13 protein-coding genes are annotated in these 15,641 nt (G+C 67.1%); 7 read left to right on the top strand and 6 right to left on the bottom strand.

All coding sequences use genetic code 11. The features are described from left to right. Nucleotides 1-82: 82 nt before the first annotated feature. The 5 genes from APZ15_RS14505 to APZ15_RS14485 form a co-directional block, all read right to left on the bottom strand. Complete coding sequence (locus APZ15_RS14505; protein ID WP_027787166.1) at nucleotides 83-865, bottom strand: peptidylprolyl isomerase; 783 nt, start codon at nucleotides 863-865, stop codon at nucleotides 83-85. Between the two features lie 18 nt (nucleotides 866-883). Then, nucleotides 884-1,192 (bottom strand): BolA family protein, encoded by a 309-nt coding sequence (locus tag APZ15_RS14500; protein WP_027787167.1) that lies wholly within the window; start codon nucleotides 1,190-1,192, stop codon nucleotides 884-886. A 1-nt stretch (nucleotide 1,193) separates the two neighbouring features. Next, on the bottom strand, nucleotides 1,194-1,724 hold the full coding sequence (locus tag APZ15_RS14495; protein WP_011352350.1) for a septation protein A: 531 nt from the start codon (nucleotides 1,722-1,724) through the stop codon (nucleotides 1,194-1,196). Between the two features lie 123 nt (nucleotides 1,725-1,847). After that, nucleotides 1,848-2,279 carry a peptide-methionine (R)-S-oxide reductase MsrB gene (gene msrB / locus APZ15_RS14490; protein WP_021163396.1) on the bottom strand — a complete coding sequence of 144 codons (432 nt, stop codon included), beginning with the start codon at nucleotides 2,277-2,279 and terminating at the stop codon, nucleotides 1,848-1,850. Nucleotides 2,280-2,323: 44 nt separating this feature from the next. Then, nucleotides 2,324-3,892 carry a protein adenylyltransferase SelO gene (locus APZ15_RS14485; RefSeq protein ID WP_027787168.1) on the bottom strand — a complete coding sequence of 523 codons (1,569 nt, stop codon included), beginning with the start codon at nucleotides 3,890-3,892 and terminating at the stop codon, nucleotides 2,324-2,326. 151 nt (nucleotides 3,893-4,043) lie between these two features. On the opposite strand from APZ15_RS14485, the gene APZ15_RS14480 reads away from it, so the two are divergent. The 5 genes from APZ15_RS14480 (at nucleotide 4,044) to APZ15_RS14460 (ending at nucleotide 11,538) form a co-directional block, all read left to right on the top strand. Beyond that, nucleotides 4,044-5,687 (top strand): 3-(methylthio)propionyl-CoA ligase, encoded by a 1,644-nt coding sequence (locus APZ15_RS14480; RefSeq protein WP_027787169.1) that lies wholly within the window; start codon nucleotides 4,044-4,046, stop codon nucleotides 5,685-5,687. Nucleotides 5,688-5,888: 201 nt separating this feature from the next. Further along, the gene (locus tag APZ15_RS14475) at nucleotides 5,889-7,973 is read left to right on the top strand and encodes a 3-hydroxyacyl-CoA dehydrogenase NAD-binding domain-containing protein (RefSeq protein ID WP_027787170.1); all 2,085 of its coding nucleotides are present in this window, start codon (nucleotides 5,889-5,891) and stop codon (nucleotides 7,971-7,973) included. Nucleotides 7,974-8,013: 40 nt separating this feature from the next. Further along, complete coding sequence (pncA, locus tag APZ15_RS14470; protein WP_027787171.1) at nucleotides 8,014-8,646, top strand: bifunctional nicotinamidase/pyrazinamidase; 633 nt, start codon at nucleotides 8,014-8,016, stop codon at nucleotides 8,644-8,646. Between the two features lie 51 nt (nucleotides 8,647-8,697). Continuing rightward, nucleotides 8,698-9,876 (top strand): acetyl-CoA C-acyltransferase, encoded by a 1,179-nt coding sequence (locus tag APZ15_RS14465; RefSeq protein ID WP_027787172.1) that lies wholly within the window; start codon nucleotides 8,698-8,700, stop codon nucleotides 9,874-9,876. A 261-nt stretch (nucleotides 9,877-10,137) separates the two neighbouring features. Next, entirely contained in the window at nucleotides 10,138-11,538 is a 1,401-nt protein-coding gene (locus tag APZ15_RS14460) for a GGDEF domain-containing protein (protein WP_027787173.1), read from the top strand. A 146-nt stretch (nucleotides 11,539-11,684) separates the two neighbouring features. Here APZ15_RS14460 and APZ15_RS14455 read toward each other — a convergent pair whose 3' ends face one another. Then, nucleotides 11,685-13,826, bottom strand: coding sequence for a glucosidase family protein (locus tag APZ15_RS14455; RefSeq protein WP_027787174.1), 2,142 nt, complete (start codon nucleotides 13,824-13,826; stop codon nucleotides 11,685-11,687). Between the two features lie 875 nt (nucleotides 13,827-14,701). On the opposite strand from APZ15_RS14455, the gene APZ15_RS14450 reads away from it, so the two are divergent. Beyond that, nucleotides 14,702-15,016 (top strand): Dabb family protein, encoded by a 315-nt coding sequence (locus APZ15_RS14450; protein WP_027787175.1) that lies wholly within the window; start codon nucleotides 14,702-14,704, stop codon nucleotides 15,014-15,016. Beyond that, complete coding sequence (locus APZ15_RS14445) at nucleotides 15,013-15,492, top strand: PaaI family thioesterase (RefSeq protein WP_011352338.1); 480 nt, start codon at nucleotides 15,013-15,015, stop codon at nucleotides 15,490-15,492. The genes APZ15_RS14450 and APZ15_RS14445 overlap by 4 nt, the downstream gene beginning before the upstream one ends. Nucleotides 15,493-15,641: the final 149 nt, after the last annotated feature.

The raw sequence follows: 15,641 nt of genomic DNA, 5'->3' as shown, positions 1-15,641 counted from the left end.
CGGCCTGCCTGCGGGCACTGCGGGCAACAAAAAAGCCGCTCCAGGGAGCGGCTTTTCGATGCGCGAGCGGCGAGCGCCTGCGTTACTGGATCTTTGCCTGCTGGCGCAGACCTTCCTCGAACGCCTGCAGCTTCTGCTGCACGAGCTGCTGCGCGATCTGTGCCTTCACCTGATCGAGCGGCGGCGGCGCGATGTCGCGGATGTCGTCGACGCGGATGATGTGCCAGCCGAACTGCGTCTTCACCGGCGTGTCGGTCATCTGGCCTTTCTGCAGCTTCTGCGCGGCCGCCGCGAATTCCGGCACGTACGCCTTCGGGTCGGACCAGTCGAGATCGCCGCCGTTCTTGCCCGAGCCCGGATCCTTCGAGAACTGCTTCGCGAGATCCTCGAACTTCGCGCCGGCCTTGATCTTCGCGATCAGGTCCTTCGCCTGCTGCTCGTCGCTGACGAGGATGTGGTGCAGGTGGTATTCGCGGTTGCCGCCGGCGCCCTTGACGAGGTCGTCGTAGCGCGCCTTCACTTCGGCGTCGGTCGGCTGGTTCTTCTTCAGGAAACTCTCGATCATCGAACGCAGCACGACGGTCTGCTGCGCGACGGCGACCTGCGCCTTCACGTCCGGACGGTTCGGGATGCCTTCACGGATTGCTTCCTGCATCAGGATTTCGCGGTTCACGAGTTCCTGGCGCACGGCCTGCTGCAGCTGCGGGCTGTCGGTCTGGCCTTGCTGCACGAGCTGGGCGACCATCGCGTCCGCGCGCGACTTCGGAATCGGCGTGCCGTTGACGACGGCGATGTTCTGGGCAAATGCCGGTGCCGCTGCGAAAGCAGCCGCCGCGACCCACAGGCGGGGGGATTTCAGGATCATCGGGAATTCCTAATGAGACTAGATTGAAGATTCGTTGAATTCTTCGGGCGTGTAAGCCACGATCGCGAGCGCGTGAATGCCGCGCTGCATCGCATCAGCGAGCGCATCATACACCAGCCGGTGCCGCGCGACGCGCGGCTTGCCCGCGAACGCGGCCGACACGATCGTGACCGTGAAGTGGCCGCCGGCGGCCGCGCCGGCGTGGCCCGCGTGCTGCGCGCTGTCGTCGCGCACGGTGAGCGACAGCGGGGCGAGCGCTGCGGTGAGGCGCGCCTCGATCAGCGCGATGCGTTCGTCGGGCGACGCGTGGAGAAAGGCGTCCGTCATGTCACTCGTCCTTCAGGTATTTCGTGAGCCACAGGCTCTGCAGGATGATGAATACGACCATCGCGCCCGTCGTGCCGAACAGCTTGAAGTTCACCCATTGCGACTCGGTGAAGTTGTGCACCACGTACAGGTTCGCGACGCCGAGCACCGCGAAGAACAGCGCCCACGCGACGTTCAGTTTGTCCCACACGGGGTGCGGCAGCGTGAGCTGCTTGCCCATCATCTTCTCGATCAGGTTGTTGCCGAACGCATAGCGCGCGGCGAGCAGCCCGATCGCAAACAGCCAGTACAGCACAGTCGGTTTCCATTGAATGAATTTCTCGTCGTGCAGGACGAGGGTGGCACCACCGAAAACGACGATCACGCCCAGGCTGACCCACAGCATCGTGTCGACCTTCCGGTGCCGGAAGGCGACCCACGCGACCTGGGCCAGCGTCGCGACGATCGCGACGGCGGTGGCGGTAAAGATGCCCCAGACCTTGAAGGCGGCAAAAAACAGGATGATCGGAAACAGATCGAACAGGAATTTCATGGCGCTCGCAGCTGCGTGAAAGGCCGCTTGCGCGGCCTTTCACCGTTGTAGGGACCCGCCAGGCACCGCCGGAGCGGATCGGGGCGGCGGCGCGGGGTGCCCCGCCGATCCGCCCGGCGCCGCTCATTCGTTTTCGGGTCGGGACTCGAAGTTTAACGCAGCCGAATTGATGCAGTAGCGCAAACCGGTCTTGTCGCGCGGGCCGTCCTCGAAGACGTGGCCGAGATGCGCGCCGCAGTGGTTGCAGCGGACCTCGACGCGCACCATCCCGTGCGAGTAGTCGACCTTCTCGTCGATCACCTCGCCGTTGAGCGGCTTGAAGTAGCTGGGCCAGCCGCAGCCCGAGTGGAACTTGGAGCCGGATTCGAACAATGGCGTGCTGCAGACGACGCACTTGTAGATGCCGGCGTCTTCGGTGTCGGTGTATTCGCCGGTGAACGCACGCTCGGTTGCCGCGTGCTGCGTGACTTCGTACTGCATCGGCGTGAGCCGCCGGCGCAGCTCGGCGTCGTCCTTCTGGTACGGGAAGGTCTTGTCGTCGGAATCGTGGGACATGGGGTTCTCCTGATCGGTCGGTCGATACGCGCGGGTTGCGGGCCTCAGGACGAGCAGCTCACTTCGAGCGACCCGGCCCAGTCGGGCGGCAACGCCGCGTACGCTTCATGCTCCGGTTGTTCGTCGAACGGCCGGCGCAGGATCTGCGCGAGCCGCTCGACCTCCGAAAAATCCTTTTCCTTCGCGCGCCGGATCGCGACTTCGGCCAGATGGTTGCGCAACACGTATTTCGGGTTCGCGCGATTCATCGCGGCCGCGCGTGTCGCGTCGTCGCGCGTTTCCTCGGACAGCCGCGCGCGGTAGAGGTTCGCCCACGCATCGAACGCGTCGCGGTCGATGAACAGGTCGCGCACGGGGGCGTCGCGGCTCGCGTCGTGCTTCGAGACCTGTGCGAGCCGGCGGAACGTCAGCGTGAAATCCGCGTGGCTCGCATGCATCGTCTCGAGCAGCTTGTTCGCGAGGTCGGCATCGTTCTCGCGCTCGAGCTCGAGGCCGAGCTTCGCGCGCATCGCGCGCTCGAGCGCGGGGCCGAAACGTTCCGGGAACTTCGCGAGCACGGCCTGCGCGTCGTCCACCGCGCGCTCGGCGCGCGCATCGTCGTCGGCGATGCCGTGCTGCAGCCCGATCAGCGGCAGCAGCGCCTGCGCGAGGCAGTAGCAGTTCCAGTGCGCGATGCGCGGCTGCATCCGGTACGCGTAGCGGCCGTTCGTATCCGAGTGGTTGCAGATGTGGTTCGCATCGAACGCATCGGCGAAACCGAACGGGCCGTAGTCGATCGTCACGCCGAGGATCGACATGTTGTCGGTGTTCATCACGCCGTGGCAGAAGCCGACGGCCTGCCACTGCGCGACGAGATCCGCCGTGCGCAGCGTCGCCGCTTCGAGCAGCGCGAGGTACGGATCGTCGGCGTGGCGGCAATCCGGATAGAAGCGGTCGATCACGTGATCGGCGAGCTGGCGCAGCAGGTCGGGGCGATCGTTCGAGAAGAAGTGTTCGAAGTGGCCGAAGCGCACGAAGCTCTCCGACACGCGCGTGACGACGGCCGACGTCTCGATTTCCTCGCGCACCACCGGCTGGTCGGAACCGATCACCGTCAGGGCGCGCGTGGTCGGGATGCCGAGGTGATGCATCGCTTCCGAGCACAGGAATTCGCGGATCGACGAGCGCAGCACCGCGCGGCCGTCGCCCATCCGCGAATACGGCGTGCGGCCGCTGCCTTTCAGCTGCAATTCGTAGCGGCGGCCGTCGGTGCCGGTGCGCTCGCCGATCGTCAGCGCGCGGCCGTCGCCGAGCTGGCCCGCCCACACGCCGAACTGGTGGCCGGAATACACCGATGCGTACGGCATCGCGTGCGCGGGCCAGTCGCGCGTCGGGTTGCCGGCGAACAGCTCGGCGAAGCCGGGCTGCGCGGCGAGCGACGGCGGCAGGTCGAGCAGGTGCGCGACTTCGCCGGAAAAGCCGACGACGTACGGCGCGGCAAGCGGCGCGGCCGGCAGCCGCGTATGAAACGCGTCGCCGAGCGCGACGAACGCGCCGGCGGCGGGCGCGCCGAGCGTGGCGGCGAGGTCGGGGAGGGTGTCAGCCGTATCGGCTGCGCTTCGGGAAAACGACATGTTGAGCGCCTCTGGGTAAGCCGATATTGTAAGGCGGCGCCGCGCCGCCCGCATGGCGGCCCGCGCGCCATGCGCGACGCCCGTCCGGGGCCGCTGACGGGCGCGCCGCAGAGGCTGGTCACCGATTCGCATCCTCACGGAGAACAAGACGATGGGTAAGCCGTTGCTGGGCCAGATGATGGACATGCCGTTGCTGGTGTCCTCGCTGATTTCTCATGCCGCGCGACATGCCGGCGACACGGAGATCGTATCGAGGCGCGTGGAAGGCGATCTGCATCGCTACACGTACCGCGATTGCGAACGCCGCGCGAAGCAACTGGCGCAGGCGCTCGCGCGGCTCGGCGTCGAAACCGGCGATCGCGTCGGCACGCTGGCGTGGAACGGCTACCGGCATCTGGAAGCGTATTACGGGATCGGCGGCATGGGGGCCGTGTGCCACACGATCAACCCGCGCCTGTTCCCCGAGCAGATCGCGTACATCGTCAATCACGCGGAAGACCGCTACGTCTTCTTCGACCTCAATTTCGCCCCGCTCGTCGATGCGATCGCGCCGCAGTGCCCGCACGTGAAGGGCTGGGTCGCGATGACGGACGCCGCACATCTGCCGTCCGGCACGACGCCGTTCCTGTGCTACGAAACGCTTGTCGAAGCGGAGGACGGCCGCTACGACTGGCCGCGCCTCGACGAGCAGCAGGCGTCGGGGCTCTGCTACACGTCGGGCACGACCGGCAACCCGAAGGGCGTGCTGTATTCGCACCGCTCGACCGTGCTGCACGCGTACGGTGCCGCGTTGCCGGACGCGATGAACCTGTCCGCGATGGACGCGGTGCTGCCCGTCGTGCCGATGTTCCACGTCAACGCGTGGGGGCTGCCGTACGCGGTGCCGCTCACGGGCGGCAAGCTCGTGCTGCCCGGCAAGGATCTCGACGGGAAATCGCTGTACGAGCTGATGGAAGCCGAGCGCGTGACGTTCTCCGCGGGCGTGCCGACCGTGTGGCTCGGCCTGCTCAACTACATGCGCGAGGCCGGTGTGCGCTTCTCGACGCTGAACCGCACGGTGATCGGCGGCTCCGCGTGCCCGCCCGCGATGCTGCGCACCTTCGAGGACGAATACGGCGTGCGCGTGATCCATGCCTGGGGGATGACCGAACTGTCGCCGCTCGGCACGCTCGCGAAGCTCAACTGGGCGCAGTCGCAGCGGCCGCTCGACGCGCAGCGCAAGCTGCTCGAGAAGCAGGGGCGCGTGATCTGCGGCGTCGACATGCGCATCGTCGGCGAGGACGGCCACGAGCTGCCGTGGGACGGCGTCGCGTTCGGCGAGCTGCAGGTGCGCGGCCCGTGGGTGATCGACCACTACTTTCGCGGCGACACGTCGCCGCTGTCGGACGGCTGGTTTCCGACCGGCGACGTCGCGACGATCGACCCCGACGGCTTCCTGCAGATCACCGACCGCAGCAAGGACGTGATCAAGTCGGGCGGCGAGTGGATCAGCTCGATCGACATCGAGAACGTCGCGATCGCGCACCCGGGCGTGGCCGAGGCCGCCTGCATCGCCTGTGCGCACCCGAAATGGACCGAGCGCCCGCTGCTCGTCGTGGTGCCGCGCGAAGGGGCGAACCTGAACCGTGACGCGCTGCTCGCGTTCTACGAAGGCAAAGTCGCGAAATGGTGGATTCCCGACGACGTCGTGTTCGTCGACTCGCTGCCGCACACCGCGACCGGCAAGCTGCAGAAGCTGAAGCTGCGCGAGACATTCCGCGATTACGTGTTGCCGACGGCGGCCGGCGGGTCGTAACGCGAGCCGTAACGTCTGCGCCCGGGCCGCAAGCGGCTCGCGAAACGGTCGCCCGATCCGTCCCCGGATCGGCAGCAAAATTCAAATTGAACGACCGTGCTTTTTCGTTGTATGCTGCCTGCGTTCAACCGGACATGCGGCTGTTCGACCGCGCACAATGAAGCGCAGCCACCCCGGCGCGCGATGCATGGAGGCAGGCAGATGGCAGTGGATTACTCGACTCGCGACGGCGTGGCCGTCCTTACGCTCAACAATCCGCCCGTCAACGGGCTCGGCCTGTCGACCCGTCAGGGCGTCATGGACGCGCTCGATCGCGCCGCGCAGGACCCGTCGGTCACGGCCATCGTGCTGACCGGCGCAGGACGCGCATTCTCGGGCGGCGCCGACATCACCGAATTCAATACGCCGAAGGCGCTCCAGGAGCCGACGCTGCACACCGTGATCCGCGCGGTGGAGGCGAGCGCGAAGCCCGTCGTCGCGGCGCTGCACAGCGTCGTGATGGGCGGCGGCCTCGAGCTCGCGCTCGGCGCGCATTACCGTGTCGCGGCACCCGGCGCGCAGGTCGCGCTGCCCGAGGTGAAGCTCGGCCTGCTGCCGGGCGCGGGCGGCACGCAGCGCCTGCCGCGTGCGGTGGGGCTCGAAACCGCGCTGAACATGATCGTGTCGGGCGCGCCCGTGCCGTCGGAGCAGCTCGCGAAGAGCGGTCTGTTCGACGAGATGGCCGACGGCGACCTGCTCGACGCGGCCGTCGCGTTCGCGCGCAAGGCCGGTGCGCAGAAGGGGCCGCATCCGCGCGTGCGCGATCGCAAGATCGTCCACGCGAACGCCGCGGGCTTCATCCAGTTCGCGCGCAACTCGGCCCGGGCCGCCGCACCGAATTTCCCCGCGCCGCACAAGTGCATCGACGCGATCGAGGCCGGCGTGCTGCACGGCTTCGACAAGGGCAGCATCGCCGAGCGCGAGGGTTTCGTCGCGCTGATGATGACGCCGGAAAGCCGCGCGCTGCGGCATGCGTTTTTCGGTGAGCGCGCGGCGAGCAAGATTCCCGACGTGCCGTCCGATACGCCGCTGCGCGAGATTCGCCGTGTCGGCGTGATCGGCGCGGGCACGATGGGCGGCGGCATCGCGATGAACTTCGTGAATGCAGGGCTGCCCGTCACGCTGCTCGAAACGAAACAGGAAGCGCTCGAGCGCGGCGTCGCGACGATCCGCAAGAACTACGACGCACAGGTGAAGAAGGGCAAGCTCACGCAGGAGAAGCTCGACGCGCGCATGGCGCTGATCACGCCGACGCTGTCCTACGACGACCTGAAGGATGCCGACCTGATCGTCGAGGCCGTGTTCGAGGAACTCGGCGTGAAGGAGCAGGTGTTCAGGAAGCTCGACGAAGTCGCGAAGGCGGGCGCGATCCTCGCGTCGAACACGTCGACGCTCGACGTCGACAAGATCGCTGCATTCACGAAGCGTCCGCAGGACGTCGTCGGCATGCACTTCTTCAGCCCGGCGAACGTGATGAAGCTGCTCGAGGTCGTGCGCGGCGCGCAGACCGCGAAGGACGTGCTCGCCACCGTGATGGCCGTGGCGAAGAAGATCCGCAAGACGGCGGTCGTGTCGGGCGTGTGCGACGGCTTCATCGGCAACCGGATGATCGAGCAGTACATCCGCCAGGCGCTCTTCATGCTCGAGGAAGGCGCGCTGCCCGCGCAGGTCGATCGCGCGATCGAGAAATTCGGTTTCGCGATGGGTCCGTTCCGGATGAGCGACCTCGCCGGCAACGACATCGGCTGGGCGATCCGCAAGCGCCGCTATGTCGAGCAGCCCGGCCTGCAGTACTCAAAGATCGCCGACCGCCTGTGCGAGCAGGGCCGCTTCGGCCAGAAGACGGGCGCCGGCTGGTACGACTACGTGCCGGGCGAGCGCAAGGCAAAGCCGTCGTCGCTCGTCGACGAGATGGTCGTCGCGTATTCGAAGGAGCGCGGCGTCGAGCGGCGCAAGATCGGCGACGACGAGATCGTCGAGCGGCTCGTGTTCGCGCTGGTGAACGAAGGCGCGAAGATCCTCGAGGAGAAGATCGCGTCGAAGGCGTCCGACATCGACATGGTCTACCTGACCGGCTATGGCTTCCCGCTGTGGCGCGGCGGCCCGATGCTGTACGCGGACGTGGTCGGCCTCTACAACGTCGAGCGCGCGATTCGCCGCTACGCGGCCGCGCCGAACGGCGACGCATGGCAGCTCGCGCCGTCGATCGCCGAGCTCGCGAAGGCCGGCCGCGGGTTCAACGGCTGACGCGCCGGATCGCGGCGCGACGAACACCCGGAGAAACGCAATGAGACACACCGACGACGTACTGCTCGTGATCGACGTGCAATACGACTTCATGCCGGGCGGCGCGCTCGCGGTGCCCGACGGCGATGCGGTCGTGCCGGTGATCAACGCGCTGGCGCGGCGCTTCGACCAGGTCGTGCTGACGCAGGACTGGCACCCGCGCGAGCACGTGTCGTTCGCGGCGAACCATCCGGGCCGCGAACCGTTCTCCACGCTCGCGCTGCCGTACGGCGAGCAGGTGCTGTGGCCCGTGCACTGCGTGCAGGACACCGACGGCGCGGCGCTGCATCGCGACCTCGACATCCCGCATGCGCGGCTCGTCATCCGCAAGGGCGGCGACGCGCAGGTCGACAGCTATTCCGCATTCGTCGAAGCGGATCGCACGACGCGCACGGGGCTCGCGGGCTATCTGCGCGAGCTCGGCGCGAAGCGCGTGTGGTGCTGCGGGCTCGCGACCGACTATTGCGTCGCGTGGTCGGCGCTCGACGCGCGTGCGGCCGGTTTCGACGCCGCGGTGATCAACGATGCGTGCCGCGCGATCGACCTGAACGGGTCGCTCGCCCACGCATGGCAACAGATGCAGGCAGCGGGCGTCGCGCATGTGACGTCCGCGGGCGCGCGCCCGGCGGCGTAGCGCATTTCCCCATTCGATGCAGGACATGAAGCAGGACCGAAGGAGACTCGCATGACCGAAGCCGTAATCGTATCGACCGCCCGCACGCCGCTGGCGAAATCCTGGCGCGGTGCTTTCAACATGACGCACGGCGCGACGCTCGGCGGCCACGTGGTCGCGGCCGCGCTCGAACGCGCGAAGCTCGACCCCGCGCGCGTCGAGGACGTGATCATGGGGTGCGCGAACCCCGAAGGCGCGACCGGCGCGAACATCGCTCGGCAGATCGCCTTGCGCGCGGGGCTGCCCGTGAGCGTGCCGGGGATGACGGTGAACCGCTTCTGCTCGTCGGGGCTGCAGACCATCGCGCTGGCCGCGCAGCGGATCATCGCGGGCGAAGGCGAGGTGTACGTCGCGGGCGGCGTCGAATCGATCTCGTGCGTGCAGAACGAGATGAACCACCACATGATCCAGGAAGGCTGGCTCGCGCAGCACAAGCCCGAGATCTACTGGAACATGCTGCAGACGGCCGAGAACGTCGCGAAGCGCTACGGCATCTCGAAGGAGCGGCAGGACGAGTACGGCGTGCAGTCGCAACTGCGTGCCGCGGCCGCGCAGGAAGCCGGACGCTTTCGCGACGAGATCGTGCCGATCACGGTGCTCGCGGGCATCGCCGACAAGGCCACGGGCCGTCTGTTCACGAAGGAAGTGACGGTATCGGCCGACGAAGGGATCCGCCCGGACACGACGCTCGAAGGCGTGTCGAAGATCCGGTCGGCCGTGCCGGGCGGCGTGATCACCGCCGGCAACGCCAGCCAGTTCTCGGACGGCGCGTCGGCTTGCGTCGTCATGAGCGCCGACGCCGCGCAGCGCGAAGGGCTGCAGCCGCTCGGCGTCTTCCGCGGTTTCGCGGTGGCGGGCTGCGAGCCGGACGAGATGGGCATCGGCCCCGTGTTCGCGGTGCCCAAGCTGCTGAAGCAGGCGGGGCTGAAGGTCGACGATATCGGCCTGTGGGAACTGAACGAAGCGTTCGCGGTGCAGGTGCTGTACTGCCGCGACACGCTCGGTATTCCTGAGGATCGCCTGAACGTGAACGGCGGCGCGATCGCGGTCGGCCATCCGTACGGCGTGTCGGGCGCGCGCCTGACGGGCCACGCGCTGATCGAAGGCAAGCGGCGCGGCGTGAAGTACGTGGTCGTCACGATGTGCATCGGCGGCGGGCAGGGCGCGGCCGGCCTGTTCGAAATCCTCTGATCTTTGGCGGGTGGCGGCCGCGGCTTCGCTTCGGCGAGGCAGGCGGCCGCGATGCGAATCGGCGCGACTGAACCGCCATTCGAAACAATCGGGAAGCAAAAGGCGTGCGCCGGGCAATGCCGTTTCCCCTTACTTGTCAAACAATTTGCCCCACCTATACTTGCTCTGACATTTGCCTTTCGGCACGATGGGCCGGATCGTGCGTCGCACGATCCGTGCCGCGAAGGTTCGAACCAACGCAGCAGACCGACCGGGGACCGAATGAGTACGACCTATGCAGCCGGGGAACCGCCGCGCGTCGTCAGCGCGGCCGCGAGGCTCTACGCGAAATGCCTGCTGGTCGGATTCGCGTTGCTGCCCGCCTATCTGATCGCCTATCTGTGGTTCTTCAGCGACCCGCACGCGGTGTTCGAGAACCACGCGTTCCATGAAATCGCGATCGCGGCCGCGACCCTCGAGGGCGGGTTCGTTACCTACGTGACGTGGGTGTGCTACCGGTCATCCGGCGAACCGCTGCTGCGCTGGCTGACACTCGGCTTTCTCGGCTTCGCGATGATCTACGCGCTGCACGGTGCGTTCACCGGGATGGCGCATCACAATATCTGGCTGTTCCTGCTGTACGGACCCGCGTCGCGGCTCGTGATGTCGATCCTGCTGCTCACGGGCCTGCTGTCCTATGCCCGTCCGCCCGATCGCTTCGACAAGCGCACGAGCGTGCGCACGTGGCTGCCGTGGATCGTGTTCTTCGTGATCGTCAACGTCGTCGTGGCGTACATCGCGTATTCGCCGGTCGCGGGCGCGCCGGGCACGCGGCTGTCGATGGAAGGCGGCGCGCTCGTGTTCTCGCTGCTGAACGTCGCCGTGCTGCTCGCGCGCCGGATCCGCTCGCCGCTGATGGTGATCTACGGCGTGTCGATCATGGCGTTCGCGCTGTCGTCGCTGGCGTTCATTCTCGGCAAGCCGTGGAATCACATGTGGTGGCTCGCGCACGCGATTTTCGCGGGCGGCTTCTTCCTGCTCAGCTACGGCGTCGTGCAGGCGCTGCAGACGACGCGCTCGTTCTCGGCGATCTACAGCCAGGAAGACCTGATGAGCCGGCTGTCGGAATCGATGGCGCGCACCGAGAGCGCGCTGCAGGAATTGCGGCGCACGAACCAGAAGCTCGAATACATGGCCGCGACCGATCCGATGACGGGCGCGTCGAACCGCCGGCAGTTCATCGCGCAGGTCGAGCGCGAGATGGTGCGGGCCGAGCGCGACGGCACGCCGTTCTGCCTGCTCGCACTCGATCTCGACAATTTCAAGAACATCAACGATGCGTACGGGCACCAGATCGGCGACGAGGTGCTGCGCGGCGTCGTGCGTCAGTGCCTCGACGCGATCCGGCCGGCCGGCGGGCTCGCGCGGGTCGGCGGCGAGGAGTTCATGGCGCTGCTGCCCGAGATGCCGCTCGAAGGCGCGCGGATGACGGCCGAGCGCGTGCGCTCGTCGATCGCGAGCTCGCCGTTCGGGCTCGATTTCAAGCGCGTGCAGGTGACGGTCAGCGTCGGCGTCGCGCAATACGGGGTCGACGGCAGCACGGTCGACGCGTTGCTGCGCGTGGTCGACGAACGGTTGTACCAGGCGAAGCGGGAAGGGCGAAACCGCGTCGTGTCGCGGTGACGCGCGGTGGCGCGGCACACGGGACGTTCGGCAACGCGGCCGTGCCGAAAGCGTGTCGATCGTTTCGGTTTCCGCCCAAGCCCCGGGCGAGGTAACGTACCCGGGGCTTCGGCATGCCCGGTCGGCATGCGACGGGCGATACGCAGCTAGCGCGATGCCAGGGCCGCCGCGTTTTCCGGCTGCGCATCCTGCATCTGCCGCGACGCCTGCCACCAGTACTTGCCCGCGCGCTGCTGCGGATCGCGGATCGCGAGATACGTCGTACTCCAGAGCTGTGCCGCGTTGGCTTCGGTCGCATCGGCGCTGCGCGTGCCGAACGCGTCGGTCTGGTACTTGCCGTTCACGTAGGACCACGTCCACATCTCCGACGTCCGCATGTCGCGCCCGTTCGAGATCACCTGCCAGATCGTCTGCCGCGCCTGCGCGAGCAGCGTGCGGGTCGCGGCCGACAGGTCCTGGCGCGCGAGCTGGCGATCGAGCCCGGCCACCCACATCGCCTGCTGCCACGACCAGATCACCGTGCCGTGATACGCGGAACTCGTGAATTTCGGCCACAGTGCCTGGCTCGCATACGCAGGGTTCGCGATCAGCATGCCGGCATCGGTCACGAGCCCGGTCGGGAACGGCCGCGTGACGTCGGCGACGATCCGCTGGAGCTGGTCGTCCGGCGGTGTGCCGAACAGCAACGCGAAGCCGCCGTCGGAGTTCATCACCGGAATCGGGTTGCCCTGCTGATCGAGCGACAGCGCGTAAAAGGCCAGCGGTGCGCCAGGCGCGGCACCGGCCGGCACGCCGGCGGACGGTGCATAGGCCGACACGTCGGCGGTCGCCTGCGCGGCCGGCACGCTGACCTGGAACAGTGGCGGCGCCTGCGTTTCCCACGTGGCCGCCTGGTTCGCGGTGTTGGCGAGCGTCGCGCGCTGTCCGGCATCCAGGTACGGATCGAGCAGGCCGCGCGTGAGGAACGCGTTCGCCGCGCGCAACGCGGCCGGCACGAGCACCGCGTTCACGTCGTACGGGTAGACGCCGCCGCCGAGCCCGTCGGTGCTGTCGCGCCAGTTGCCGACGATCTCGCCGGGCCGCAGGTGGATCAGGTTCGCGACCGACGGCTGCTGCGCGAACGGCTGCGCGGTGGTCGCGACATGCAGCAGGTTGACGACCAGGCGGGCGCCGTTGGTCTGCCCGTCGCTGCCGCGCTGGGCCAGATACGCAGCCGCACGCGCCTGGCCGCGCGTATCGTCGATCAGCCACGCGGCCGCGATCGGCGCGAGCAGGTAGTCGCTGTCGATCATCTTGTAGTCGTAGGTCGGCGTCGGATCGTTCGGCTTCCCGTTCTTCTGGTTGTCGACGAGTGCGAACTCGCCGATGCCTTCCTCGTGCGCGACCTTGCCGTCGGCCGACAGCCGGCTCAGCACCGACGACAGGCCGGCCTCGATCGCCGCGGGTTCGAGCACGGGCATCAGCATGCGAACCGAGATCAGCGTGTCGCGGCCGAAGTAGGTGTCGTACTGCCACGAGCCCGCCAGCAGCTTGTCGTGGAAGCTCAGGAATTCGAGCACGTTCTGGCTCACGGGGTCGGGGTTCACCGACGGCGCGAGCAGATCGTCGCGCGTGATCGGCGACAACGGCGTCTCGCCCGAAAGCGCATCGACATGCAGCCGCAGCGTGTGCGAGCCCGCCGGTGCGCTCAGGACGAGCTTGCCGCCCGCAGCCGGCACGATGCTGCCACCGTCGCGCAACGTGATGCGCAGCGAATAGCCGGGCGCGCCGTCGATCCGGTCGCGTTGCCATTGCGCGGCGCTGCCCTGGACCGTCGGCGCGGCGAGAATCTGTTGCGGAATCGTTGCGCCGCCGTTGAAGTCGCGCAGGAAGCGCACGTTGCTGAGCACGCCCTGGCGGATCGTCAGCGTGCCGGTGTCCACCGACACGTCGGCGCCGATGCCGTACAGCGGGCGGCCGTGCGCGTCGGGTGCCGACAGCGCGGACGGCGGTGTGTCGAGGCTCCAGTTCACCGGCTGCGGGGTGTCGTCGAACCACAGCCCCGTGCCGCTGTTGCCGGCGGGGAAGACCACGAGCAGGCGCGGTTTCGTCGATGAACGCACCAGCAGGTGCGCGGCGACCTTGTCCTGCCGGTAGAACGCGTTGATCTGGCCGCCGGCGTCCATGCGGAACGACAGCGCGGCGTTGTTCGACGGCGGGCTGTTCGATTCGACGTCGTCGTCGTTGCAGGCCGCGAGCAGGCCGGCGCAGATGATTCCGAGGCACAGCGACTTCACAAGGCGATGCATGTTGATGTCCCTCCTGATGACTGGCGATTTTTTATCGGGATGGTCGAATGAACGGATCTGTTGTCCGTTTGGTACCGTGTCGCGGGCATTCAAGTGAATGCCGGGTGTTAATCAGGATGTGATGCTGTTGCGGTGAGTGAATCGAGCAGGAAATCGGCAAACAGGCGATAAATGCCGAAAGCTGAAACGGCAAGGGACGCCGCCCCGACGTGAAGCGAGAAAAGGCAAGGCGGACGGCGTTCGTACAGGTGCGTGCCGGCTTGTGTGCGGCGGGAGAAAATCAATCGTAAGCCGCTGTAGGGGATTCTAAATTTTCGGAAGAATCGAAGTCAATCACGTTTTCCTGATTTCAGGCGGTTTTGCGAAAAGGCGATCGTAACTATTACTCATTGAATCGGTAAATTATGCGATTTAATGAAGGCGGGTATTGGAATCCGGATATTCGGTGAATAAATAATCGGCAATGACGTTTCATTTTGCCGATTGCTGCCGTGCCGGAATTGAATCATCGAGTTTGCGCGGGCGATTGCCGAGGCATGCAGGCCTGCGCCGAAGCGGCGCGCGCGAAGCCGGGCAAGCCGCGTTCCCGCGATTCAATGGAAGGCTGCGCGATCGTTCCATCGGAGCCTTCAAGTTTGGTAGGCTTGGCGATTGCCGCCGCTTGCGCGGATCGCGCCGTCGGTGAGCGGACACGGTGAAAATGCGCGTATCGTCGCCGGAAAGGCCGGACGACAGCCGATTCGATACGCGTTTTTTCCCCCGTTGCCGCGACCGCGTGCAAGCGAAGCGGGCAGACGACCGGCCGGGTATCACCCGGCCGGCCACGAAGCGGGCCGAGCCCGCATCGTGAACACCAACGAACAGGAGCAACCGAAGTGATCCGTCATATCGTCATGTGGAAGTTGAAAGAATCGGCCGAAGGCGCGACGCGCGCGCAGAACGCGCTGAAGCTGAAGGAAAAGCTCGAAGGCTGTCGCGACCTCGTGCCGGGCACGCTGCAGATCGACGTCGGCGTGGCAACGCCCGGCCTCGACGCGACCGCCGACATCGTGCTCGTGTCCGATTTCGCGGACAAGGCCGCGCTCGATGCCTACCAGGTGCACCCGGTTCACCAGGAAGTGAAGAAATTCGTCGTCGCGGTGGCCGAGTCGCGCGAATGCGTCGACTACATCGTCGACAGCGCACGATGAGCGACGCGGCAACCCCGACGGACGGCCCGTCGATCGAAAGCCCGTTCGTCGACCTGCTCGGCGTGCAGCTCGTGTCCGCGAAGGACGGGGCGAGCGAGCTCGTGCTGCCGCTCGAAGAGCGGCACATGAACACGTGGAGCATCGCGCACGGCGGCGTGACGATGACGCTCGCGGACATCGCTCTCGCGATGGCCGCGCGCAGCCTGACCGACGACGGCGTCGGCGTCGTGACGGTCGAGATGAAGGTGAACTTCATGCAGCCGGGGCGCGGCGAGTTGCGCGCTTACGGGCGCGTGATGCATCGCTCGACGACGATGGCCTACTGCGAAGGCGAAGTGCGCGACAGCGACGGCAATTTCGTCGCGAAGGCGCTCGGCACGTTCAAGTACATGCGGCGGCTCGCGGTGGGCCGCGACATCAAGCGGCAACGCTCGCGCACGGCGCCGGACGCCCAGCCCGGCCCGAGCGACGCGTAAGCGCCGGAACGCACGGCCCTGCCGCTTTGCCGGCAGGGCCGTTTTGTTTTTCATGGCGCAGGTGTGCCGTCGAACGCGTTCACGGCAGGCCGAGAGAGGGCCGGGATTGCGCACCGCGCCTGCACGACGAGGGCGTGGCATCATGTGAC

This window comes from Burkholderia cepacia ATCC 25416, from assembly GCF_001411495.1.
Taxonomy (GTDB): domain Bacteria; phylum Pseudomonadota; class Gammaproteobacteria; order Burkholderiales; family Burkholderiaceae; genus Burkholderia; species Burkholderia cepacia.
This window is presented reverse-complemented; position numbering and strand designations above follow the sequence as displayed.